We start from the raw sequence: 22,699 nt of genomic DNA, 5'->3' as shown, positions 1-22,699 counted from the left end.
AGCTGCTTGTAAGCGAAAATAGATACAGCCCGCCAATTGGCGGGCTGTTTTGTTTGAAATAAACTGGAGACTTTACCCGGCGAGGGCCTGATCCAAATCGGCAATGATGTCATCGACATCTTCCAGGCCGACGGAAATCCGCACCACATCCGGTCCTGCACCGGCAACAGTTTTCTGCTCGTCGGAGAGCTGACGGTGCGTGGTTGAGGCTGGATGGATGATCAAGCTGCGGGTGTCGCCGATGTTGGCGAGATGCGAGAAGAGTTCCACCTTGGAAACGAGGTTCACGCCAGCGTCATAGCCGCCCTCAACACCAAAGGTGAATACTGCCCCGGCACCCTTTGGCATGTACTTTTGCTGCAAGGCGTGATGTGGGTCTTCCGGCAACGCTGCATAAGACACCCAGGACACCTTGTCATGGGCGGACAGGTGCAAGGCGACCTTCTTGGCATTGTCGGAGTGGCGCTGCATGCGCAGTGGCAGGGTTTCGATGCCCGACAGGATCATGAACGCGTTGAACGGCGAGATCGCCGGGCCAAGATCACGCAGTCCGAGTACCCGGCAGGCGATTGCAAATGCAAAATTACCAAAGGTCTCATGCAGGACCATGTTCTGGTATTCCGGGCGCGGCGAAGATAGTAGCGGGTAATTGCCGGATGCCGACCAGTCAAAAGACCCGCCATCGACGATGATACCGCCCATGGAATTGCCGTGGCCGCCCATGAACTTCGTCAGGGAATGCAGAACAATGTCCGCGCCGTGCTCAATCGGACGGCAGAGATACGGCGAAGCCATGGTGTTGTCGACGACCAGCGGAATGCCTTTGGCCTTGGCGACAGCCGCAATCGCTTCGATGTCGACGATGATGCCACCTGGATTGGCCAGGCTCTCAATGAAGATCGCACGGGTTTTGTCGTCAATGGCCGCTTCAAAGGATCCAATATCTGATGGATCGGCCCATTTGACACCCCAGCCGAAGCTCTTGAAGGAATGGTTGAGCTGGTTGATTGACCCGCCATACAGCTTGTTCGCGGCAACGATGTTGTCGCCAGGTTGCATCAATGTGTGGAAGCACAAAAGCTGCGCGGAGTGGCCAGACGCCGTGGCAAGGGCTGCTGTTCCGCCTTCGAGTGCCGCAACCCGCTCTTCCAAGACGGCCGTCGTCGGATTGGTGATGCGGGTGTAGATATTGCCGAACGCCTGCAAGCCGAAAAGGGAGGCCGCATGATCGACATCGTCAAAGACAAAGGATGTGGTCTGATAGATCGGCGTGGCCCGGGCGCCCGTCGCCGGATCTGGAGCCGCGCCGGCATGAATGGCCAGCGTGGAAAAGCCTGGAATATTTTCGCTCATTAAGAACCTCCCTTAGGTATGTTGCGCGCAGTTTGGCGAAAGCAGTGCGGGAGGTCAAAGGATCGATTTCGCAGATCGCAAAAAAACGAAAAAAAATGTTCTTTTTCTGAGAGATAAGGAATTGAGCTTATTGAGCGTCAGCAGTAGCGGACTGATCGGAAACGAAAGCGGCGCGTGCGCTTCGTTCCAGAGCGCTCTCCGTCCGGATGACCGAGTAAATGCCAAACAGCAGTACGCTCGCCGCGAGCGGCATTGCACAAGCAAAAAGGCCGGTATCAAGAACTTCGGGAAGCATTCATTCGTCCAATTCGGGCATCAAGATTCAATCTAGTGCGCATCTTAAACACCGTGAATGGAAAATCTCGTAAGGACATTCGCCGGATTCGGGACAAATTCGTTTAAAAGTGTATCGATTGTTCGCGGCGGGATCGCTGTTGGAAAACTGAGCAACAGAAAAGACGCCCCACGCGAGGGCCTAAGAGCGGAAAGTCTCCAAGTTTCCGCCGGCGCGGCCTATATCGCTTTGGCTATGACTATTATGACTGCGGCCATCAGTATCGCGATATGGAAGTAGGAAAACTGCATCAACATATCGATCATGACTACCTCCCGGTTTGAAGAGTCAACAGATCGTTAAAGTGTTGATGAGGAAAATGAATATACGCCTAAACCTTCCATTAACAGTTTAATCGACTGTTAATCAGATTTTAGCTGCACGCGGATTGATGCAGTATTCTGTTGTGCGAACGTCGGCAAGTGTGGCCGCCAAAACTGTTCAGAAGTTTTGGGACGGACCAATTAGGTAAGGCTTCAACGCCGGAGAAAATGGCGTTTCAGTCTTTTTGTGTCCCCTTCAAACCCCGGTGCTGAAAACCGGCTTTCAGGGCCGGACGTTTTGAGGAGAGGGTGCGTGAATTGACACCCGCCCAGCCGATTTCACCGGACAGGCGTCCGTATTCGATCTTCGGGCAGCGGTCCATCACCATCTTGATGCCGGCAGCTTCGGCCCGCTTGGCAGCCTCGTCGTGGCGCACGGTCAGCTGCATCCAGATCACTTTCGGCAGATGGCCGCTGGCGATCACATCGTCAACAATCTGACCGGCCGCTTCGGAATTCCGGAAAATGTCGATCATGTCCGGCGTACCGGGCAGGTCTTCTAGAGACGCATAGACCGTTTGGCCGAGGATTTCCTTGCCTGCCTGGCCGGGATTAACAGGCCAAACCTCATATCCCTTGGAGAGCATGTATTTCAAAACGAAATAGGACGGCCGTACGCTATTGGCGCTCGCCCCGATCAAGGCAATGGTCTTCACCTCATCCAAGATGGCCTTGATGTAGGTGTCGGAATATGTGTCGTGATTCATGAAAAAAGACGGCTCCTGTGCAGAGGTGAATATAAATACCGGATGCCGATTGGCTAGCAACGTTTTTTGCACATGAGGGATATTTCGCACGTCCGGTCAGGCAACTAGGGGAGGAGCGGGCTAAATCAAATGGTGCCAGAAGCAGAAGACCGCGGAGTTATTAGGTGACACTCTACCGGCAGCGGATTCAAGCTGCGTTGAAATATCTGGAAGATTCGATTGATCGGCCGCTCAATGTTGATCAGATGGCTGCCCAAGCGGCCTATTCGCGCTTTCATGTTCAACGGTTGTTTGCGGCGGTAACAGGATTGCGTGTTGCCGAATACCACCGGTTTCTCCGTTTGAAACGGGCCGGGGAACAACTGGCGTACCGGCCAGATCTGTCCGTAACAGACATCGGACTGCAAGCGGGATACGAAAACTCAGAGAGTTTTTCGCGGGCATTCAAACGGCTCTTGGGATGTTCTCCCACAGAGTTCCGGAAGGAGGCTGATTGGTCTTCTTGGCAATCGGTGTTTGAAACCTTTGACAAGACGAGGACAATGTTCATGACCAGCGCACTTGCGGCCGGCGAGATCCGGCTGATCGATTTTCCCCAAACATACGTTGCCGAACTGGTTCACCACGGTGATCCTGCGCTTTTGCCCCGCACCGTGCAGCGGTTCATCACGTGGCGCCGCGAAAACAGCCTGCCGCCCGCGAAGTCTGCCACCTTCAATATCCTTTATGAGGATCCGGAAGACTGCGATGCGGCGGACTTCAGGTTTGGGGTTTGCTGTGAACTGGCACGTCCGGCCGAACCCAACGGTATTGGTGTGGTCAACCGGACGATACCGGCCGGCCGCTGCGCAGTTATCCGCCACAAGGGAAGTCTGGATCATGCCGGAGATAAGATCCGCAGCCTTTACGGCGATTGGCTCCCCCAAAGCGGCGAAGACCTCCGGGATTTTCCGCTCTTCGTCCAGCGCTTGACGTTCTATCCCGATGTAGCTGAACAGGACGCAGAAACCGATATTTTCCTGCCGATTGTCTGACGGTCATGAGCGAAAGCTATTGGTTTCGGGAGATCCCTCCGCTTTGAGATCAGCTGTCCGTCCATTCCGGTTTGCGTTTTTGCAGGAAGGCGTTGATGCCTTCTTCCGCGTCGCGGGCCATCATATTGCCGACCATGGTTTCGGCGGCAAAGTCGTAAGCTTCTGACAGCGGCATTTCCAGCTGGCGGTAGAAGGCTTCCTTGCCGATTTTCACCGTATGAGCGGATTTGGACGCGATCGATTCCGCGTACTTTTGGACAACCTGTTCCAGATAGTCACGCGGCACGATCCGGTTGATCAAGCCGAAGTCTTTCGCCGTAGAGGCATCGATGCTTTCACCGGTGAGCAGCATTTCCATGGCTTGTTTGGGCGCAACATTGCGGCTGAGCGCCACCATCGGTGTCGAACAGAAGAGGCCGATATTGACACCTGGGGTGCAGAAAGTGGCGGTGTCCGTGGCAATCGCCAGATCGCATGAAGCGACCAGTTGGCAGCCGGCGGCTGTCGCAACGCCGGTGACAACAGCAATGACGGGTTTGGGCAGGCGCACAATCTGCTGCATCAGATCGGAGCACTGGCGCATGATCCGTTCATAGGTCGCTTTGCCGCCATCAGCTTCACCGCGGGCACTGGTCAGTTCTTTCAGGTCATGTCCTGCGCAAAAGACCTTGCCTTCCGCACCAAGCAGCACCACACGCACGTCGGGGTTTTCAGCTGCCTTGGTGAGTTCTGCGGAAAGCGCCGTCATCATTTCGGTCGACAGCGCATTCATCCGTTCCGGGCGCTGCATGACGATCCGGTAGACACCTTCGTGAAGCAGTGTTGCCAGCATCGGCTTTTCCACGGTGTCGTTAGCGGCGGCATCGGTCATGAGGGGCTCCCTGAATTGCGTGTTTGACGCTTTATAGCTGATCACTTGCTTGTCTGCGAGTGTGCGGACCTGAGCAAAAGACCAAATCTCACGGATGCGTTATCCGCTCCGTGTCATTCCGCGCTGGCGATTGACAACTTTTTGGTTATCATTTTGCCCATGCGGAGGCCGTTGTTCTTGTTGGCCGCCCTGATGGTTTTGACGGGCGCCGTGGGTGTTTCATCTGCCGGGAAGGCGGAGGAGCTGGTCGATGTCGCCTTGGTTTTAGCCGTCGATGTATCCCGCTCCATGTCTCCGGATGAAATAACGCTCCAGCGGAAAGGTTATGCTGCCGCCATTGCCGACCCGGCGGTCGTCAAGGCCGTGAAGCAGGGTGTTCATGGCCGGATCGCGCTTACCATGTTCGAATGGGCCAACGATGGCCACGCACGCGAAATTGTGCCCTGGACCGTGATCGAGCGTCTGGAGCATGCTCAAGGGTTCTCGGACGCCGTTCTTGCCGACACCACATACGGTCAGCGCCGGACTTCGATCTCAGGGGCCATCCGCCATGCATCAAGATTGCTGCTGGATGTGCCCTACGCGGCCGACCGGTTTGTTATCGATATTTCCGGAGACGGGCCGAACAATCAGGGCCTGACGGTAACACGCGCGCGGGATATTGCGGTGGAGGCCGGATTTGTCATCAACGGCCTGCCACTGATGACAACCAGCGGCTTCGGCACTCAGTTCAATATTCCCGATCTCGACGAATATTACCGCCGCTGTGTGATCGGCGGGCCTGGCAGCTTCATGATTCCGGTGAATGATTGGGATCAATTCCCAGAAGCGGTCCGGCGGAAACTTGTTCTGGAAATTGGCGGGCGGATGCCAATGAAGCCGCCGCGCGTCCTGCCGGCCCAAATCACCTTCGAAGAACCGTATGACTGCCTGATCGGCGAAAAGATCTGGCGGAAACTCAGGGAGCAGTTTTTCCTGGATCCCTAAGTTTTGCGTCTAATGGCGGGCTGGCAAGATGCTGCTGCACCAGGATTGGACCGCTTCCAGATCGCCGGGCAATTCGACACCCAGGTCTCCGGTAAACTCGCGCCAGCTGTCCAGATAGGGTGGGCGGACAGCTGTCAGCACCGGAATGCTCTGATCCAGTGACTTGGCGATTAGCTGGCGGAACCCCTGACCATCGTGCTCGCCCTTGCCAAACCGGTTCAACAAAAGAAGGTCCGGTGTGGTGTCCAATTCCCGGGTGAGACGCACGGTGATATCTGACAAGGCACCAGGATTAAGCCGGCAGCCTTGGGATTCTTTGCCAAGTGGCTGCGAAATCTCGATGGTTTCACCGGTCGACAACATCTCAAGGCCCATATCGGCACAGCACGTGTCACCGAATTCGGCCCGCCGTTGGAGAACTCCGGAGACAGGGTGTTTGTCCTGGCGTAAAGCGTCGAACAAAGTCTGGAACAGCCGGTCTATCATTGCTCCGTCAGAGCAAACGACAGCGGCGCAAATCGGAGTGTGGTCTGCCATAATCTTGATTTTTGAGTTGTGGCAGCTCCAGTTATCCCAAAGCTGCACGGGTGTGATGAGAGGACTTAAACGGTAGCGCCCTTGTGCCGGATCGCACAGCCCAAGCTGCCGGCCAGCACACCGACGACAATGGCAACCGCCATATCAAGCGGCGCTATCGCCGAAAAACTGAAACCGGCAAAGAGAACGGTTTCCAGCACGCCGACGATGCCACCCATGATGGCTGCAAGCATCCAGTTGCGTGTCATCATGCCGAGGCCGAGGCCGAGGATGCCAGGAAAACTAAGGACATTTCCGCCGATGGTTCCGAGCAAATCGAGAATACCAAGCATGCTAAGACCTTTTCTTTATATCGAGAGTCTCCGGAGCGCCGGTTAGGTTTTCTGGCGCCCCGGGCTTGAATCAGTTTGACAGTTTGTCGACGTAAGTGCGTATTTCCGCGACACTTTTTGTTTCCGAAGTGTTTGGCGCGGCGTTCGCTTCAAAGTCTTCCTTGATCTTGTTGTACTCTTCCTGGTGACCGGGCGGCAAAGCGTGCGCGATCCCCTGGTGGCAATCGATACAGGTCATGCTGTTGTCAATGGCGCGCTGGTGTTCGGAAGCCGCACGTGATTCCTGGATTGTGAAATCCATGTAGTCGAAGGAGTGACAGTTGCGGCATTCGCGGCTGTCGGAAGCTTTCATTTTCCGCCAGACAATCGACGCCATTTGCAACCGGTGCTCTTCGTATTTCTCCGGCGTGCTGATTGTGCCAACGATCTCATGGTAGACGTCCTTGACCGCCATGATCTTGGCTTTCACCTTGTGCTGCCATTCATGCGGCACGTGGCAGTCGGAGCAAACCGCCCGGACACCGGAGTGGTTGTTGTAGTGGATCGTTTGCCGGTATTCGCCGAGGTTGGTCTCCATCGTGTGGCAGGAAACACAGAACTCTTCGGTGTTGGTCAGTTCCAAGGTCCAGTGGAAACCACCCCAGAAGATGATCCCACCTAGGAAACCGGCGATGACGATGAACCCGACGCTGAATGCGGACACAGGGCTCCAAAAGCCGTCCCAGAGCCTGCGGATCAGGCCTTGTTTCGGTTTGTTTTGCGGATCGGACATGCTCGTGTCTCTCCTGTTCCCACGTTAACGCAATGCGTTGGACGGTTGAAAGTCGTTGCCGACCAGCTCTGGAGCGTTCGCTTGCGGGACGTGGCACTGGTTGCAGAACCAGCGCGTTCCGGCGACGGTGTCGAGCTGATTGCCTTCCCGGTCCAGATAGTGGGTCATCGACAGGGTCGGTGCTCCGCGCTCCCCGGCGACCGTCCAGTCATGGCAGCCAAGGCACTGGTTGGTGCGCTTGTCCATCTGATATTGCGAACTGGAATGCGGAATAAGGGGAGGCTGCTGGCGGTAGTTCCGCTTCATGCGGCCTTCCATTTGTTTGTGAACCTGCTCGGCTCGAAGCGTGTCCGGCAGATCACCGCTGCGCAAACTCTGAACAGATCCGGACGACTGCGCTATTGCAAAGCCTGCCAGAGTTGTAGAGACAACAAGGGCTGATATTCCCACTAGAACTTGCAGTTTCATCTCTATTCTCCGTTGCTCCGTTCAAATTGCGGGACCGGTGGACAAATCCCCGGCCGGCTTATCTATGTTTTTGACCCGGTCGTCGAACCGGTGGGTAAATGCGAACACGTCGACTGAGCAGACGTCGATGCAACGTCCGCAATTGGTGCAATCAGGGGACAGGATCAGCGGCGTATCGCCAGGTTTGCCCTTGAGTGCAGGGGATATGATGTGGTTCTCCGGACAGACCGCGTAGCAATCCATGCAGTCATCACATCTTGCACGTTCTGCGGCGGTTATCCGCAGGATGCTTTTTGTTCCAACCAGACCATAAAAGGCGCCAACCGGGCAGATGTGGCTGCACCAGCCGCGCCGGGAGACAAACAGGTCGAAGACGAAGACCAGGGCCACGATTGTCCAGGCGAAACCCATGCCGAATATCAGCCCGCGGTGCAGCAGGGTGATCGGATTGACAACTTCCCAGGCGATCGTGCCAGTTAGCGCGCTGACGGCCAGAACAGTTCCAAGGACCCAAAGCCGGGTGTTGCGGTTGGGCTGCCAGCCTTTTTGAATGTCAAGGCGCTCATGCAGCCAATGGGCCGCGTCGGTAATAGGATTGATCGGGCAAACCCAGGAACAATAGACCCGGCCGCCAATCACCGCATAAACCGCCAGAACAATGATCGCGCCGATCAAGGCTGTCAGTTCCGGCAGATGGCCGGCGGCAAGGCTTTGCAACAGAACCAGCGGATCGGTTAGAGGCAGCACATCAAACGTTCTGGACCCTGCCAGTGTTCCAACCACCCACCAAAGTCCGAACCACGGTCCCAGCATGAAGAGGGCGAGGAAAAACGCCTGGGACAGACGCCGCAGGATGAGGAACCGGTGGGCCCCCAACCAGCCTTTGTGTTCGATGGCTTCCTGTCCAACCGGGAGTCTGGTTTTTGCACTCATTGGCTGACCCCCGGAAGTTTGAAGGCCGGCTTGAATTCACCTGCGGGTCCGGAAAGCGGTTCCGGCATCCGGTCAGGCAGGTCGATGATACCTTCTACAAGCGGTGCGCCCTTGCGGGCCTTTTCTTCCCAGCCTTTGCGGTAATGCTCGGCAGATGAACCGCGGGCTAGCCGGGTTGGCAGAACCTTGATTGCAGCTTCGGGAAGCACGCAGCTCTTTTCGCACAATCCGCAGCCAGTACAGCGGTCCGCGTGCACGGTCGGTGCAAAGATGGCGTGTTTGCCCGACCTCGTGTTGTGCGAGGGCTCCAGTGTGATCGCTTCATCAATGACCGGGCACACCCGGTAACAGACATCACAGCGCAGTCCGAGAAAGTTCAGGCAGTTTTCCTGATCAACCAGAACGGCCGTTCCCATCTGGGCGTCGTCGATATTGTCCAGTTTGGGATCGAGTGCCCCGGTCGGACAGGCGGCGACACAAGGAATGTCGTCGCACATCTCGCAAGGCACATCACGCGCGGTGAAATAGGGCGCTCCGGTTGCCGGTCCATCTTCACCGAGTTCTGCCAGCTTCAACGTGTCATAGGGGCAGTCGCGCACGCACAAACCGCACCGGATGCAGGCTGACAAAAAGTCATCCTCACCCAGAGCCCCGGGTGGCCGCAGAGCTTCGGCCGGCAGCGCACGGGCATCACGTGCGACATAGGCAAGAAGCGATCCTGCGACCAAACATCCGCCAGCGGCGCGCGCCGTATCCGTGAGGAAACGGCGGCGGCCAGGGGACTTGGGGTTTGGTGAGGCTGGCATGGCGGTTGACCTTCAGCTCAGATCACGCGCGTTCGATCTTACAGGCGCATTTCTTGAAATCCGTCTCTTTGGAGAGCGGGCAAGTCGCGTCTAAAGTCAGCTTGTTGATGAGCTGGCTTTCATCGAACCAGGGCACGAAGACCAGGCCGCGCGGCGGCTTGTTCCGGCCGCGGGTGTCAACCCGGCTGAGCATTTCACCGCGGCGGGTGGAGATCAGGATCTCCTGGCCACGGCGCAGACCACGGTCTCTGGCATCGTCCGGATGCATGTAGACTACAGCCGACGGATAGGACCGGTGCAGTTCCGGGACACGGCGGGTCATCGATCCGGAATGCCAGTGTTCCAGAACACGGCCGGTGCACAGCCACAGATCGAATTCTTCATCTGGGCTTTCGGCGGCATCTTCGTAAGGTGCAAAGATGATGTTCGCTTTGCCATCCGGCTTGCCGTAGAACTCGACGCCTTTACCTTCTGCGACATAAGGGTCATAGCCTTCGCGGAAGCGGTAGAGCGTTTCCTTGCCGTCGACGACCGGCCAGCGCAGGCCGCGGGCCTGGTGATAGGTTTCAAAGGACGCCAGATCGTGGGCATGGCCGCGGCCAAATTCGGCATACTCTTCGAAGAGGCCTTTCTGAACGTAGAAGCCGAAATGTTCGGATTCGTCGTTTTCAAAACCGTCTGCGACTTCAGAAACCGGGTATTTGTCGACAACCCCGTTGGCAAACAGAACGTCAAAGAGCGTCTTGCCGGCGTGCTCCGGCATCTTGGCGACATGTTCTTCGCCCCAAGCTTCTTCGACAGTGAAGCGCTTGGAGAATTCCATGACTTGCCAAACGTCGGATCTTGCTTCGCCCGGTGCTTTGACTTGCTGGCGCCAGAACTGGGTGCGGCGTTCAGCGTTGCCGTAAGCCCCTTCTTTTTCCACCCACATGGCGGTCGGCAGGATCAAGTCGGCTGCCAATGCAGTCACGGTCGGGTAAGGGTCTGACACCGCAATGAAGTTTTCTGGATTGCGGTAACCCGGGAAACCTTCCTCGTTCATGTTGGGCGCAGCTTGCATGTTGTTGTTGCACTGAACCCAGTAAGCGTTGAGATCACCGTCTTTCAGCTTGCGGTGCTGCAGAACAGCGTGGAAACCGGGCTTCGGTGGGATTGTCCCTGTCGGAACATTCCATGCCTTTTCACAGATATCGCGGTGCTTTTCATTCATGACCACCATGTCCGCCGGCAGGCGGTGGGCAAAGGTGCCGACCTCACGGGCGGTGCCGCAAGCGGACGGCTGGCCGGTCAATGAGAAGGGCGAATTGCCCGGCTCGGAGATTTTGCCGGTGAGCAAGTGAACGTTGTACATCAGGCCGTTCACCCAGGATCCGCGGGTGTGCTGATTAAAGCCCATGGTCCACAGCGACATGATCTTCCGGTTCGGGTCGGCATATTGCTTGGCCAGACGTTCCAGCTGATCGACAGGGACGCCCGAAATCTCGGATGTCTTTTCGACGGTGTATTCCGCAACGGCTGCGGCGTAATCATCGAAACTCATTTCTGTCAGTTTACCGGAATTCGGATTGGCAGCTTCCATCTGCAGCGGATTGTTGTCGCGCAGGCCATAGCCGATGTCGGTCGCCGTCTTCTTGATGTTGACGTGCTTGTTCATGAAGTCCCAGTTCACCGCATCATTCTGGATGATGTAGTTGGCGATGTAGTTGAGGATCGCCAGATCGGTTTGCGGGGCAAACACCATGCCGTTGTCGGCCAGCTCAAACGAGCGGTGTTCGAAGGTCGACAGAACGTGGACTTCACAATCTTTTTTCGTCAAGCGGGTGTCGGTCAGGCGGGACCACAGGATTGGGTGCATTTCCGCCATGTTGGACCCCCAGAGCACGAATGTATCGGCGTGCTCAAGGTCGTCATAACAGCCCATCGGCTCGTCAATGCCGAAGGCGCGGATGAAGCCGACAACCGCAGACGCCATACAGTGGCGTGCATTCGGGTCGATGTTGTTGGTCCGAAGGCCGGCCTTCATGAATTTTGCAGCCGCATAGCCTTCCCAGACAGTCCATTGCCCGGAGCCGAACATACCGACAGAAGTCGGGCCTTTTTTGGCCAGCGCTTCTTTCCATTTCTGCGCCATGACATCAAAGGCTTCATCCCAGCTCACCGGCTCGAAGTCACCATTCTTGTCGTAAACACCGTTGGATTTGCGCAGCAGCGGCGTGGTCAGGCGGTCCTTGCCGTACATGATCTTGGACAGGAAGTAGCCCTTGATGCAGTTGAGGCCACGGTTCACCGGTGCGTCCGGGTCGCCCTGGGTTGCAACCACACGGCCTTCTTTGGTGCCGACAAGAACGGAACAGCCTGTGCCGCAGAAACGGCAAGGGGCTTTATCCCAACGAATGTCCGCAGATTGTGGTTGGGCGCCCGCTGGCGCTGTAGCAAGCGGGATACCGGCAGCTGCTGCCGTGCTGGCGGCGGCTGTCGCTTTGAGGAAGTTACGACGGGATTCTGAGGTAGTCATGGCAGATCTCCGGCATTAGGCAGTGGCGCAAGCGACCGGCTGCGATAGGTCTTCGAAATGGTGGTAAGTAAGGGTGACCGATATCACACCGGGTATTTGGTGCATGGCCATGATCTGGTCCGAGGCAAGTGTGGACCCTGAATCTTCAACGACGACGACGAGGCGCCCATCGTCGGAACTAGCATGAACTTCAGCGCCATCGAGCGCCTGAATTCCATCGCGAACATTATTCACAGACTCAACCGAGGCGTGAACAAGACAGCCGCAAATATTCATTTTCTCTCCCTCGCGCGTGCTTATTCCATCTTGGCAAATGATATGGCGCGCGCAGGACAGGAATATGCGCACTCGCCACAGCCAGTACATTGAGAAATGTCAAAAACGGGATGCGATTTCCCGCCTGTTGATAATCGGAATCGAATTGCACGTGGTTCGCAGACGTCTTCGCATGCGCGGCAGGTAATGCCTTGATAAGAAAGACAAGAATCTCCAACCTCAGCTTTCCAGTCCCAGTCGGGGACTTGGGCAGGGTCTAGCGCTTCAGTTGGGCAAGTGTCCGCGCAGGCTGAACAGAACGTACAGGCGCCGATTTCGAAGTTTACGACCGGGCGCCGGTCGTTTCCGATGACGATGATGTTTTCAGGGCAGGCGTCAGAACACTTGCCGCATTCGGTGCACTTCTGGTCGAAAGAGGCCGTGGCTCCAGGCGGGCGCAGAATGGCTGCGTCCGTCTCAGCGAATTTTCCCCTCAAAAAATTCCGCCGACTTGGGTTTGGGGCGGTCATGCCACCTTTCCTCACACGTCCTTGTAAAGACAGCCTAGTCTGTCTTTTGCCGGAAGCTAAGGAAAAAATTGGACGGGATCTTTGCTTCAGATCAAATTGTGTTTCAGACACTGTGTTTTAGCTGCGCTACTTGAGACAAAACACACAGGTCACGGGCATTAATTATGGTGTTTGTAAGACCATCTCCGCCCGGCGAACACCACTCGCGCATCAGTTTAAGAAATATGTTTCTTCGCGGAATACGTAGTCGCGCCGATTGGACGGCCGGACAAGCTGCGCAACATTAACACTCATGACAAGCAAGGAAACAAAACCACCGGCCAAACTCAAAAGGACACTGACTCTTCCCTTGCTGGTTTTTTATGGCGTCGGCGTCACTGTTGGCGCTGGCATCTTTGCTCTAATCGGAGAAGTATTGGCGCTTGCTGGCGATCAGGCCCCATTGTCGTTTCTGCTCGCCGGTATGATCGCCGGTGTTACCGGCATTTCCTATGCACTGTTGATACGGCGGTATCCGGTTGCTGGCGGAGAAGCTGTTTTCGTCAATCGGGGCCTTGGAAGTGTATTCGCGCGGCTTGCGGGTTTCGGGGTCGTTGCGACAGGGATCATATCCAGCGCAGCAATTGCGCTTGCCTTTGCAGGTTATGTTCAGGTTTTTCTTGCGCTTCCAGAAACTTTACTGGTTTTCGCAATCATCCTGATCTTGTTCGGAATTGCCTGGTTTGGTGTGCGCGAAAGTGTCGCCTTTGCCGCTCTGGTGACCCTCGTCGAGGTCGGAACGCTGATTGTGGTGATCGTGTTCGGATTGCCTTTGCTCAGTGATTATTCTGCGGTCGGAAACACCTTTGTTCCGTCACTGAATTCAGCAGCATTGGCCGGGATTGTATCCGGTGGCGTGTTGGCGTTTTTTGCCTTCATCGGCTTTGAAGACATCGTCAATATGAGTGAGGAAACTCAGAAAGCGGAAAGGACAGTGCCGCTTGCTGTGGTCTGGACGCTTGGCATCACGCTGGTGATTTATGTGGTGCTTGCGGTCATCGCCGCTCTTGCCGCCAACCGCGAGGCGATCACATCATCATCCGCGCCTCTTGCGGCTCTCTTTGAATCTGTATCCGGTCTGTCGGGCAAATCTGTTGCTGCCATGGCCACCATCGCCATGGTGAACGGAATTCTCGTGCAGATCGTTATGGCAAGCCGGGTGCTTTACGGCATGGCCAACGAAGGGCTGGCACCGCAATGGTTCGCTAAAGTCGACGACCGCCGTCAAACCCCGGCTCGGGCCACGTTGACAGTTGCCTTGATTGTTTTGGGCCTCGCCTTGTTTTTCCCGCTGGTGCGGCTTGCCGAAGCCACCAGCCTTTTCACCTTGAGCGTCTTTGCCTTGGTCAATCTCGCGCTGTTTGCTGTTGGCGGGCAGATTGGGGAGGGTGCAATACACCAATTCCGCTGGTGGGGCATTCTGGGCGCTGCTATGTGTCTGTCGATTGCCGGGTTCCAGATTTTCTCAGGTGTATCGGGCGGGCACTGATTTCCAGACGTAATAAGGGCCAAAACATATTGGACTTGACCGGTTTAGCCGGACTTTCTAGCCTCAAACCCACGCTTGATCTTGTTGACCCATCTCTTGCAGGACCGAAATATGAGCGCTACCGAAACAGCGATGCTGTGCCTCATAGCTGTTATTGGTCATTTGATGGCGCTCTTTTGGCTCTGCGTAGAAGACTACGAAGTCGATCTCTCACGCGACCGCATTTACGACCTTCCGATCAAGGACCCGCAGGTTCGGCGCGAATTGAAAAACTCCCTGCATACACCGCTGCATGCCGTCGTATTGATGATCTTCCTGCTGGCAGGATTGTTTTCGAGCCGGTCGGTTGGGAGCTTTTTCGCCAGTCTGTTGTTAACCGCAGTCTGGGCCGAGATCTGGCACTACAGTTCGCACCGGGCGTTTCATCTGAAATCGCTTCACTGGATCCATGCGGAGCATCACAAGAGCCGTCTATCCAGTCCGTTTACCGCGTTGTCTTTTTCGTTTTGGGAGAAGTTCATCTTCGATCTCGGGATCCTGGGAGCACTCGCCCTCATCGATGTCTTTGTCTTTAATTTGAACTTCTTCGGGATTGCCGCCTGGTTCGCGGCCTATCTGGTGATCAACTCCTATGGGCACGCGAATTACGAAATCCGGTCCGAAACCTTCATGAAGGTCAAAGGCAAATACATCACGTCGACGGTTTATCACGCGCTGCATCACTCCAGGTACACTGGCAACTATGGCTTGGGAACACGGTTTCTCGATCGGTTGTTCAAAACGGAATGGCCGGATTCCGAAGCGGTGTTCGATCAGGTGGTTGTCCAGAAAAAACCACTGTCTTCTCTTCGGGAAACGGTCGGTGAGACAGAGGGCGCTGCCAAATGAAGCCGGTCATCGTGGACGCTTTGATAATGATATGTCCGGAGCGCCAGTTTGAGGCTGGCCACGTGCTCCGGTATCAGGGCGGTTATGGCAGCGAGATGTTGCTGGTTCTGGAAGGCGAAGTGGAAATTCGTTTTGACCAGGGCGGCGAAACCACCAGTCTGACATCGGGTCGCAACACCATACTCGGTGAGTTCGGCTTTCTGACCGGGACCGGTGCGTCGGCCCGGGTCGAAACGCTGACTCCAGTGCGCGGGCTTGGCATCGGCCACAAGGAGCTGAAGCGCCTGGAAGACATCAATCCGGAAGTTGCTGCTGATTTTTCGAGGTATCTTGCGAAAATCATGCGGGCGCGGCTGCAACAGAATGAAGTGCTGCTGGATGAGTTTGAAGACACGCCATCGTCCCCGATCGAGGTGTTTCAGTGTACGACTGCCGAGCTTTTATTCCGCGCACAGCGGGTACGATACGAGGTTTATTGCGGGGAATTTGGCCGGGACTCGCCATACGCAGACCATGACCAACGCATTTTGATCGACCCGCTTGACGCGCATGGAACCAGTTTTCTTGCCGTTTATGAGGGCGAGGATGCTGGTACGGCCCGGGTGAACTTCTCCAAACACGGCGGCCTGTCGATCTTGCCCGATCTCTACGGGATGGCGGCTTCGCCTCATCACCCTGATGGCACATGCGTAATCACAAAATACGCCATTCCAGAAAAGTGGCGGGGCGGAGCCACCTATATGCGGATCTTCGCCGGGATCGCCACCTTTGTCGAAACCGAAGGCATGACTGAGATCTTCATCGATTGTGTTCCGCACCTTGCACGGTTTTACGCCACCATGAAGTTCCGGCCTTCGGCGGAGGAATTTGTGCACTATGAGAACGGCCTTTCGGTGCCGATGGTTCTAAATGTGCCGGAGTATTTTTCCCGCATGCCCATCGACGAGCGGATCCGGCGCAATCGATGGCGCTGACCCCACTAGTCTGTCCGGAACGTGGAAAAGGTCAGCTTCGCGGCAACCGGCGGATTGCTCCACCTGAGTGCCCAACATAGAGTGACAGCCATGGGGCGCATTCTGGAAACCGAGCTTTATCAACCGGTCAAAGCATTTCTTGAAAACCAAGGGTATGAGGTGAAGGCCGAGGTTGGTGCGGCCGATGTTGTCGCCTGCCGGGGTAACGAGGACCCGGTGATCGTGGAACTGAAAACCGGTTTCACCTTGAGCCTGTTCCATCAGGCAATTGAGCGTTTAGCAATCACGGATGCGGTTTATGTTGCGATTGCAAGGGGCAAGGGCAAGCGGTTTCAGTCTGCCTTGAAATCCAACATCAAGCTCGCCCGGCGGCTGGGGCTCGGCATGATCACGGTCCGGCTGTCCGACGGGTTTGTCGAAGTGCATTTGGACCCCGGTCCTTATGCGCCGAAAAAATCGAAACCGCGCAAGGACCGGCTCTTGCGGGAATTTGCCCGCCGCGTCGGTGATCCTAATACCGGTGGTTCGACCCGGACCACACTGGTGACCGCCTACCGCCAGGACGCGATCCGCTGCGCAGAGCATCTGGCCGCGAACGGCCCAAGCCGCGGTGCGGAGGTTGCCAAGGCGGCGGGAGTGGAGCGTGCCACCCGCATGATGGCCGACGATCATTACGGCTGGTTCGAACGTGTCGAGCGCGGAATTTATGGTCTGACGTCCAAGGGCCAGGCCTCCCTCAAAGACCAAAAAGACACCGCCAAATAGGTGCCGGTCCCGCACTTGAGGGTGGACTGTTCTATTCCGGCCAAAGTTTGGTTCCGGGGTAAAACTGTGACCAGGCAAACCAGAAGGCCTGATGGCTGCCGAGGTCGGTTCCGTCGGCATCAACGGCTCTGATCCCACCGGCATCAAGTTTCAGGCGGACGTTCTCAAATCCGATGTCCTCGCCCTTTTGCAAAGCCACAAAGGCGTTGCTTCTCCGGAAAGCCACAGGGGTTCCAGAGGCCGTGACAATGCCAATGATTTCCTCATGCACCGGCAGGCGTGGATCGACATCGCCGACCGGGAAAATCGGTCCATCGGCATCCCGTCCATTGCGGAAGTCGAAGTCCCGGCCGAGGGCGAGCGCTTCGACCAGCACGGTTGTGTCCGGATGCGCCTTTTTCCATCTGCCCCAATCGGTGGTCACCACACTGACCTGGTCGAGTTGCAGGTTTTTCTCTGCCAAGGGTCCAGTGACCGCCTTGCCAAGAAACGTGTCGAAGACTGAATAGGTGTTGACGTCATACATTACTTTGTTGGACCGGATCAGAAGGCCTGACGTGCGCAAGACGGGCCGTTCAACGCCTTCCGGAAGCTGGTCGGTGAAGTAAGCCTGCGCCGCGCCGCACAAAGTGCAATAGGGAATGCCGAGATGTCGGCCGCCGAGCGTGTCGTTGACCATCTCGCGGACTTCCATGATTCGCCGCGGATAGGCCCGGCTTTCCCCGTTCACCACAATGCCGAATACGATGTCATCGTCCTTGAGCCATGTTGCCTCTTTAGCGCTGCTGACCTCCGGATTGTCTGCGGCGGGAATGCAATTGCAGGCCTCGTCTGTTGTATCAAAGGGCCGGTCATCGATGAGGACGCCACCCCAGGAGACATGACGCCAGTCGATGTCCCCGTCGACAAAGATCTTCTCCCAACCCGGAACGATGCTGGTGAACACCTCCCGCTTCACCGCCAGGTAATCCGGCGGGGCAGGAATATCCCAGGCGATCAGATGGTCTGTCAGCATGCCCCAGCTGTTTTCAAACGGCAGTTTCTTCGCCAGCACTTCGGAGGCGGCATCTGTAAGCACCGCGCTCAACTGCGGCGCTGTTGCAAACCGCATCAGGTCCGCAATCCACCAAGCAACCCGCGGATCCTTTGAAGCTGCGATTATCTTGAGTGCCTCCGCCTGTTTGTTGCCCCAAGATCCTTGTTTGACCGTTTCAACAATGGCGGTCTGAATGGCCGCCCGCAATTCCGTAGAAAGTGGTCCCTTCGGGATGGCTGGCGGCTCACCAAAATGTTCGATGACATAATCGGGCAGGGGCGTTTGAGCCTGGCTGGTGAACTGGCCGGCCCACCAACAGAAAAGTGCTGTGATCAATGCCAAGCGGACAAAACGTGTCTGAAAACCAAACTCCAGCGTCATGGACTGGTCCTTCGCGTGTCTGTATCGTCTCAGCGTCTACTCTGCGGGTCCATCTCCCAAAATAGCCAATCACGAAATGTCAGCTCCCGGTGAGCGGATGAGAGGGAGTGGGCGCCCGGACGCACATTTGAGGGGCGATCCACTCAGGCTTTCCGGCCAAGATACACTGCCTGCGTGACTTCCCGGCCCTCTTGCAGCGGGTTTTCAAATACGACCGGCGCGGCCCAGGCCTCATCAAAGGCCTTTCCAAGCAGCTCCGTGATGGCCGGATCCGGGGCTTCATCGGACCAGATCCCCATAACACCGCCGGGTTTTAGAAATCGCTGCAGCGCCTGAAATCCGTCCGGCGTGTAGAAGCTTTTGGAACCGCCATGCAACAGCCGCTCCGGCGTGTGGTCGATATCAATCAGGATGGCGTCATACTGCCGACCTGGACGGTCTGCGTCGAAGCCGGTTTCGGACATGACCAGGCCAAAAAAGTCGCCCTGCACCAACCTGCAGCGGGGCGAGACGACAAGTTCGGTTCCCATCGGCACAAGGCCTTCTTCATGCCAGCGGATGACCGGCTCCAGAAGGTCAACCACTGTCAGGCTTGCAGCCGTCTCATGCGCCAGAACCGCCTGCGCCGTGTAGCCGAGCCCCAGCCCGCCGACCAGCACGTCCAGATTTTCTCCGGTGAGCGCCGCAACGCCCAAATCCGCCAAGGCCACTTCCGAGGCGGTAAACAGGCTCGACATCAGATGTTCTTCGCCGAGCAGGATCTCAAAGACATCGGTGTTCAGCGCGAGAAGATGCCGCCGTCTCAAGGAAACCGCGCCGATGGGGGTCGGGGCGTAATCCAGTTCTTCAAACATTTTGCTCATGCCGCACCATGGCGGGCGGCGGGTGATTTGGGAAGGGGGATGTGAGCTGGTCACTAGTTCGGCGGCAGGGGGCAATGTGGTAGCTGTTAGCAAACGCGAACGAAAACAGAGAAAGCTGTGACCATGGTCACGACGGTCATCCCCAACGCAGCATAGCGGAGATCGGGGATCCACTCGTTTGCAGAGCCTTTGCGCATACGTTCAGAACTAGCAGCAAGTCGAAATGCGAGTGGATCCCCGCTCAGGGGCGGGGATGACCGTGTTTAAAAGGTCTGTTCGACGACTCGCCAATTAGGACACTTGGACTGGCTCCTACAACTTCTATATCCGATTACCTTAGGTATAGGGAGCGCCTCGGGCGTTGCAATTTATTGCGAACAAGGGAACTGTCTGATTTCAGAGGCTTGCAGGATGCTGTTTCCAAAATGACTGATGAGACCACCATCAAGGTTTACGACACAAAGGCCGCGGAATATGCCGGTAATTTCGACCTAAAAGAACCGAGCGGATCGCTGAAAACCTTCATGAGCCACCTTCCGCCCAGTGGCCGGGTGCTGGATTGGGGTTGCGGGCCGGGAATGTTTTCCTACCATTTGAAAGCTGCCGGTTTTGATCCCGATCCGGTCGATGCGTCGGCGGAAATGGTGGTCCTCGCCCGCGAAAAATACGGGCTCGACGCGCGCCAGGGCACGTTTGCCGACCCGCTAGACCTTGAAAGCTATCATGGCATCTGGGCCAACTTCAGCCTGCTTCACGCTCCTCGCGCCGATCTGCCCGGCCACATTGCTGCCGCCCACGCCGCGCTTAAGCCGGGCGGCATCTTTCACATCGGCATGAAACGCGGCCGAGGCGAAAAACGCGACAAGTTCGGCCGCCAGTACACCTATGTCGAAACGGAAGACCTCGCCGGGCTTTTGGAGAACGCCGGTTTCGAAATCCTGAAAACCTATGAGGGCGCAGAAGCCGGCCTTGCCGGGACGGTTGATCCGTTTGTGCTGGTTTTAGCGAAACGGAGTTTGGTTGTTTAGGGAGGGCAAATTTCGACAATATTGTCGATACGCTCTTTTAGGTAGTATTCATTTGTAGTTTTCAATTATAAGTATAAATCCGTCTCTTGGAGGAAAGGGAATGAAAGTTAAATTAAATACTGATTTGAGCGAAGGTGAAGTGTATTCGATAGGATATTTTGTTGCTCAATGGGGCTTTCTCGAAAATGATATCTATGAACAAACTATACTCTCATTTGATGATGTCGAAACCCTACCGTCATCGGTAGTAAAGAATGCTCAATTTGGTAATATTCTTAAATTGTGGTTGAAGCGGGTAGTTGAAAAGCAAGAAGAGCCAAAAAAATCAACTCTCAGAGAGCAGTACAACAGAATATCTGAGATGAATGAGGTTCGTCAGTCTTTGGTACATTCTCGTTGGGAATGGAGTAGAATAGCTCCGGATGAGATAACTGCTGTGCGAGTTCATAAAGGAACTGTCAAGAGGAAGACATTCGATTCTGATAGTCTTTATGATTTGGCCGCTAGTGTAGGCGAAATACGCTACTCAGTGCGTTATCCTGGCGGGATAGAGGACCAAGCCGATGAAATGATGCAAAACGGCGGTCATATAAGCAGAGACGCATGGCATTTGATTACCAAAAAGAAAAACTCTGATGATGCCGACGGCTAAAGTTGAACGGGCTAACAGCTAGGTAAGTGCTCAACAAGTAAACGACGAGAAGGATCTCAACCCCGCCGTCTCCGCCGGCGCGCAGGTTCGGAATGGGATCGACCTTGTTGGGCAGGGACATGGCGTTGACAAAATGCTCCTGGAACTTCGGTTCCAGAGCGGTCTCGATCTTCTCGATGTTGTGAACTGTCGTTTCGATCTTGCGCCGGTAACCGCGATTGAGCAGCGCCATGCGGGGCCGGTACCGGCGGCGTCGCCGGAACGGTCGATCCGTTCGTTCTGGTTTTGGCCTGAAATGCAAAGCTTTAGCAGTGCAAGCAGTTGCGCCTTTGTTGGGAGATGGCCGACTGAAAAAGTGACTGTGTCTTCCCATTCACGACAGCCTATTTGGCGTTCGCTTCCGGCGAAAACACCTCGACGGCGTTGGTGACGCCTTTCAACCGATGATGCCCTAGCGAATTCCACTTCAGTGCTGATTGTTCGACAAAGTCGGCTGAGGCCAAAAGAGGGCGATCCAGTTCGCCGCACAAACCCTCAATGCGGCTGGTGAGATTGACCGATGTCCCAATCACCGTGAAATCCAAGCGGGTGCCTCCTCCGACATTTCCATAAAACACCGACCCGGGGTGGAGGCCGATGCCGAAGGAAAAGTCATCTTGCGCACCACTGTCTTTTAATGCTTGAAAAGCCGCAGCTTCAGCCTGCGCGACTGCATCACCTACTGAGTTTTTATAGGGGAATATCGCCAGCACGGCATCACCTATGAATTTGAGGACTTCTCCGGAATGGGTTTCGATCGCATCTGTCTGGATCTCGAAATAGTCATTCAGGAGCTTGAGAAGCGCACCTTCGTCCCGGGACTGCGCCAGGGACGTGAAACCGCGAAGGTCGGAGAACCAGATCACGGCGTCAATAGGGCTTCCGTCACCGCGTGCGATCTCCCCGTCTAGCACCCGTAAACCAGCCCGTTTGCCGACATAGGTCTCCATCAGCGTTTTCGCGGTGTTTCGGGATACAAATCCTTCAAACACCAGTGTCAGCGCGGGTAGTGTTGCCTCGATCAAGGCCTTGTCTTTGCTTCCAAAACCGTCTGGTGATTTCGTTGCCAGTGTTAAAACCTTGTAGGTTCCGTCAGAAAACCGCAGCGGCATCGCTTCGTACTGGAAATATCCCTCAGCCCAAAGGTCATCACCAATAGGATATCGGCCCCGTTCTTCAGGCCGGTCGAGCTGCAGCGACGACGGTTCACCTCGTGTGTAAATCCTGTAAATCGGGCTGGCTTTGAGCAGCTCCAGCTGGTCTGGTGTATAGGCAAACCAGCGTTGGCTGGTGCCCTCGGCCAGGTCCCAAAACACAAACGAAGATTTCGCGACCGGGTGGAGGATCGGAGCACCCATTGTGGATCTGTCGACCTGGACCCCAAACTCGCGCAGCTTGAGACAATAATTGTGAAGCAAGGCTGAGGGTGTCTCTTGCCGCGGTCCTTCAGCCATCAGCCAATGAATGATCGTGTCACGACTTGAGCGTTCGTTTGGATCCACCACGTTGCCCCATTCTTGGAAGTGAAGCTTGCGAGCCAAGAAACGGATGGTAGCCCGGTTAAGGCGATGGCCAAGTCTGTTTTTTGGATTTTAGTTCATTGTTTATCAGCCGCAGATCAATTCAGGACACCGGGACACCAATAAGTGCCTGGAACCAAAACTCAATTTCCTCTTGCGTAGACAAATGAGTAATTTGAGAAGGTCTGCCAGTTCGGAGAACAGCGGAATATTGCTTCGCGTTCAACGCATCATGAAAAGGTCTGTGTACCGGCAAATCCAACTTTCA

Annotated in this window: 24 protein-coding genes and 1 pseudogene; 8 read left to right on the top strand and 17 right to left on the bottom strand. The window is 55.8% G+C overall.

Annotated elements, in window-relative coordinates; all coding sequences use genetic code 11:
* Positions 1-72: 72 nt before the first annotated feature.
* The 3 genes from FJ695_RS21070 to FJ695_RS21065 all read right to left on the bottom strand — a co-directional run bounded on the left by FJ695_RS21070 (position 73) and on the right by FJ695_RS21065 (position 2,717).
* On the bottom strand, positions 73-1,353 hold the full coding sequence (locus FJ695_RS21070) for an O-acetylhomoserine aminocarboxypropyltransferase (protein WP_141187270.1): 1,281 nt from the start codon (positions 1,351-1,353) through the stop codon (positions 73-75).
* 127 nt (positions 1,354-1,480) lie between these two features.
* Entirely contained in the window at positions 1,481-1,648 is a 168-nt protein-coding gene (locus FJ695_RS28080) for a hypothetical protein (RefSeq protein ID WP_168206446.1), read from the bottom strand.
* A 538-nt stretch (positions 1,649-2,186) separates the two neighbouring features.
* Complete coding sequence (locus tag FJ695_RS21065; protein ID WP_141187269.1) at positions 2,187-2,717, bottom strand: CoA-binding protein; 531 nt, start codon at positions 2,715-2,717, stop codon at positions 2,187-2,189.
* Between the two features lie 164 nt (positions 2,718-2,881).
* Here FJ695_RS21065 and FJ695_RS21060 point away from each other — a divergent pair, with 164 nt between their 5' ends.
* Entirely contained in the window at positions 2,882-3,751 is an 870-nt protein-coding gene (locus tag FJ695_RS21060; protein WP_141187268.1) for a GyrI-like domain-containing protein, read from the top strand.
* Positions 3,752-3,800: 49 nt separating this feature from the next.
* Here the strand turns inward: FJ695_RS21060 and FJ695_RS21055 are convergent, their stop codons facing one another.
* A complete protein-coding gene (locus tag FJ695_RS21055) occupies positions 3,801-4,622 on the bottom strand; it encodes an enoyl-CoA hydratase (RefSeq protein ID WP_141187267.1) in 822 nt (273 codons plus the stop codon).
* A gap of 177 nt (positions 4,623-4,799) precedes the next feature.
* Here FJ695_RS21055 and FJ695_RS21050 point away from each other — a divergent pair, with 177 nt between their 5' ends.
* Complete coding sequence (locus tag FJ695_RS21050) at positions 4,800-5,609, top strand: DUF1194 domain-containing protein (protein ID WP_247653697.1); 810 nt, start codon at positions 4,800-4,802, stop codon at positions 5,607-5,609.
* Positions 5,610-5,618: 9 nt separating this feature from the next.
* Here FJ695_RS21050 and FJ695_RS21045 read toward each other — a convergent pair whose 3' ends face one another.
* The 9 genes from FJ695_RS21045 to napF all read right to left on the bottom strand — a co-directional run bounded on the left by FJ695_RS21045 (position 5,619) and on the right by napF (position 12,757).
* On the bottom strand, positions 5,619-6,146 hold the full coding sequence (locus FJ695_RS21045) for a DUF2478 domain-containing protein (protein WP_141187265.1): 528 nt from the start codon (positions 6,144-6,146) through the stop codon (positions 5,619-5,621).
* A gap of 65 nt (positions 6,147-6,211) precedes the next feature.
* A complete protein-coding gene (locus tag FJ695_RS21040) occupies positions 6,212-6,478 on the bottom strand; it encodes a hypothetical protein (protein ID WP_209010756.1) in 267 nt (88 codons plus the stop codon).
* Positions 6,479-6,548: 70 nt separating this feature from the next.
* Entirely contained in the window at positions 6,549-7,250 is a 702-nt protein-coding gene (locus FJ695_RS21035; RefSeq protein ID WP_141187264.1) for a NapC/NirT family cytochrome c, read from the bottom strand.
* Positions 7,251-7,274: 24 nt separating this feature from the next.
* Positions 7,275-7,718, bottom strand: a complete 444-nt coding sequence (locus FJ695_RS21030) for a nitrate reductase cytochrome c-type subunit (RefSeq protein ID WP_141187263.1) — start codon at positions 7,716-7,718, stop codon at positions 7,275-7,277.
* A 21-nt stretch (positions 7,719-7,739) separates the two neighbouring features.
* Positions 7,740-8,651: a quinol dehydrogenase ferredoxin subunit NapH gene (napH, locus tag FJ695_RS21025; RefSeq protein WP_141187262.1), complete on the bottom strand. Its 912-nt coding sequence runs from the start codon at positions 8,649-8,651 to the stop codon at positions 7,740-7,742.
* Positions 8,648-9,457 (bottom strand): ferredoxin-type protein NapG, encoded by an 810-nt coding sequence (napG, locus tag FJ695_RS21020; RefSeq protein WP_141187261.1) that lies wholly within the window; start codon positions 9,455-9,457, stop codon positions 8,648-8,650. The genes napH and napG overlap by 4 nt, the downstream gene beginning before the upstream one ends.
* 22 nt (positions 9,458-9,479) lie before the next feature.
* Positions 9,480-11,972, bottom strand: a complete 2,493-nt coding sequence (gene napA / locus FJ695_RS21015; protein ID WP_141187260.1) for a nitrate reductase catalytic subunit NapA — start codon at positions 11,970-11,972, stop codon at positions 9,480-9,482.
* Between the two features lie 15 nt (positions 11,973-11,987).
* A complete protein-coding gene (locus FJ695_RS21010) occupies positions 11,988-12,248 on the bottom strand; it encodes a chaperone NapD (RefSeq protein WP_141187259.1) in 261 nt (86 codons plus the stop codon).
* A 20-nt stretch (positions 12,249-12,268) separates the two neighbouring features.
* Entirely contained in the window at positions 12,269-12,757 is a 489-nt protein-coding gene (napF, locus tag FJ695_RS28515; RefSeq protein WP_141187258.1) for a ferredoxin-type protein NapF, read from the bottom strand.
* A gap of 292 nt (positions 12,758-13,049) precedes the next feature.
* Here napF and FJ695_RS21000 point away from each other — a divergent pair, with 292 nt between their 5' ends.
* From FJ695_RS21000 to FJ695_RS20985, 4 genes are all read left to right on the top strand, one after another.
* Positions 13,050-14,285, top strand: a complete 1,236-nt coding sequence (locus tag FJ695_RS21000; RefSeq protein ID WP_141187257.1) for an APC family permease — start codon at positions 13,050-13,052, stop codon at positions 14,283-14,285.
* Positions 14,286-14,396: 111 nt separating this feature from the next.
* On the top strand, positions 14,397-15,173 hold the full coding sequence (locus FJ695_RS20995) for a sterol desaturase family protein (RefSeq protein WP_141187256.1): 777 nt from the start codon (positions 14,397-14,399) through the stop codon (positions 15,171-15,173).
* Positions 15,170-16,147: a cyclic nucleotide-binding domain-containing protein gene (locus FJ695_RS20990; RefSeq protein WP_141187255.1), complete on the top strand. Its 978-nt coding sequence runs from the start codon at positions 15,170-15,172 to the stop codon at positions 16,145-16,147. The genes FJ695_RS20995 and FJ695_RS20990 overlap by 4 nt, the downstream gene beginning before the upstream one ends.
* A 90-nt stretch (positions 16,148-16,237) precedes the next feature.
* A complete protein-coding gene (locus FJ695_RS20985; protein WP_209010755.1) occupies positions 16,238-16,912 on the top strand; it encodes a DUF2161 domain-containing phosphodiesterase in 675 nt (224 codons plus the stop codon).
* A gap of 31 nt (positions 16,913-16,943) precedes the next feature.
* Here FJ695_RS20985 and FJ695_RS20980 read toward each other — a convergent pair whose 3' ends face one another.
* Positions 16,944-18,329: a DUF3179 domain-containing (seleno)protein gene (locus tag FJ695_RS20980; RefSeq protein WP_141187254.1), complete on the bottom strand. Its 1,386-nt coding sequence runs from the start codon at positions 18,327-18,329 to the stop codon at positions 16,944-16,946.
* Positions 18,330-18,472: 143 nt separating this feature from the next.
* Positions 18,473-19,192, bottom strand: a complete 720-nt coding sequence (locus FJ695_RS20975; protein WP_247653696.1) for a spermidine synthase — start codon at positions 19,190-19,192, stop codon at positions 18,473-18,475.
* Between the two features lie 425 nt (positions 19,193-19,617).
* On the opposite strand from FJ695_RS20975, the gene FJ695_RS20970 reads away from it, so the two are divergent.
* Positions 19,618-20,220 (top strand): bifunctional 2-polyprenyl-6-hydroxyphenol methylase/3-demethylubiquinol 3-O-methyltransferase UbiG, encoded by a 603-nt coding sequence (locus tag FJ695_RS20970; protein ID WP_141187253.1) that lies wholly within the window; start codon positions 19,618-19,620, stop codon positions 20,218-20,220.
* 100 nt (positions 20,221-20,320) lie between these two features.
* Positions 20,321-20,872, top strand: a complete 552-nt coding sequence (locus tag FJ695_RS20965) for a hypothetical protein (RefSeq protein WP_141187252.1) — start codon at positions 20,321-20,323, stop codon at positions 20,870-20,872.
* Here the strand turns inward: FJ695_RS20965 and FJ695_RS28075 are convergent.
* Both FJ695_RS28075 and FJ695_RS20955 read right to left on the bottom strand, forming a co-directional pair.
* Positions 20,835-21,130 (bottom strand): annotated as a pseudogene (locus tag FJ695_RS28075) (ASKHA domain-containing protein); the annotation flags it as partial. The gene FJ695_RS20965 and the pseudogene FJ695_RS28075 overlap by 38 nt on opposite strands.
* 125 nt (positions 21,131-21,255) lie before the next feature.
* Positions 21,256-22,416, bottom strand: coding sequence for an adenylate/guanylate cyclase domain-containing protein (locus FJ695_RS20955; RefSeq protein WP_141187251.1), 1,161 nt, complete (start codon positions 22,414-22,416; stop codon positions 21,256-21,258).
* Positions 22,417-22,699 lie beyond the last annotated feature (283 nt).

Source organism: Labrenzia sp. PHM005, assembly GCF_006517275.1.
Lineage (GTDB): Bacteria > Pseudomonadota > Alphaproteobacteria > Rhizobiales > Stappiaceae > Roseibium.
This window is presented reverse-complemented; position numbering and strand designations above follow the sequence as displayed.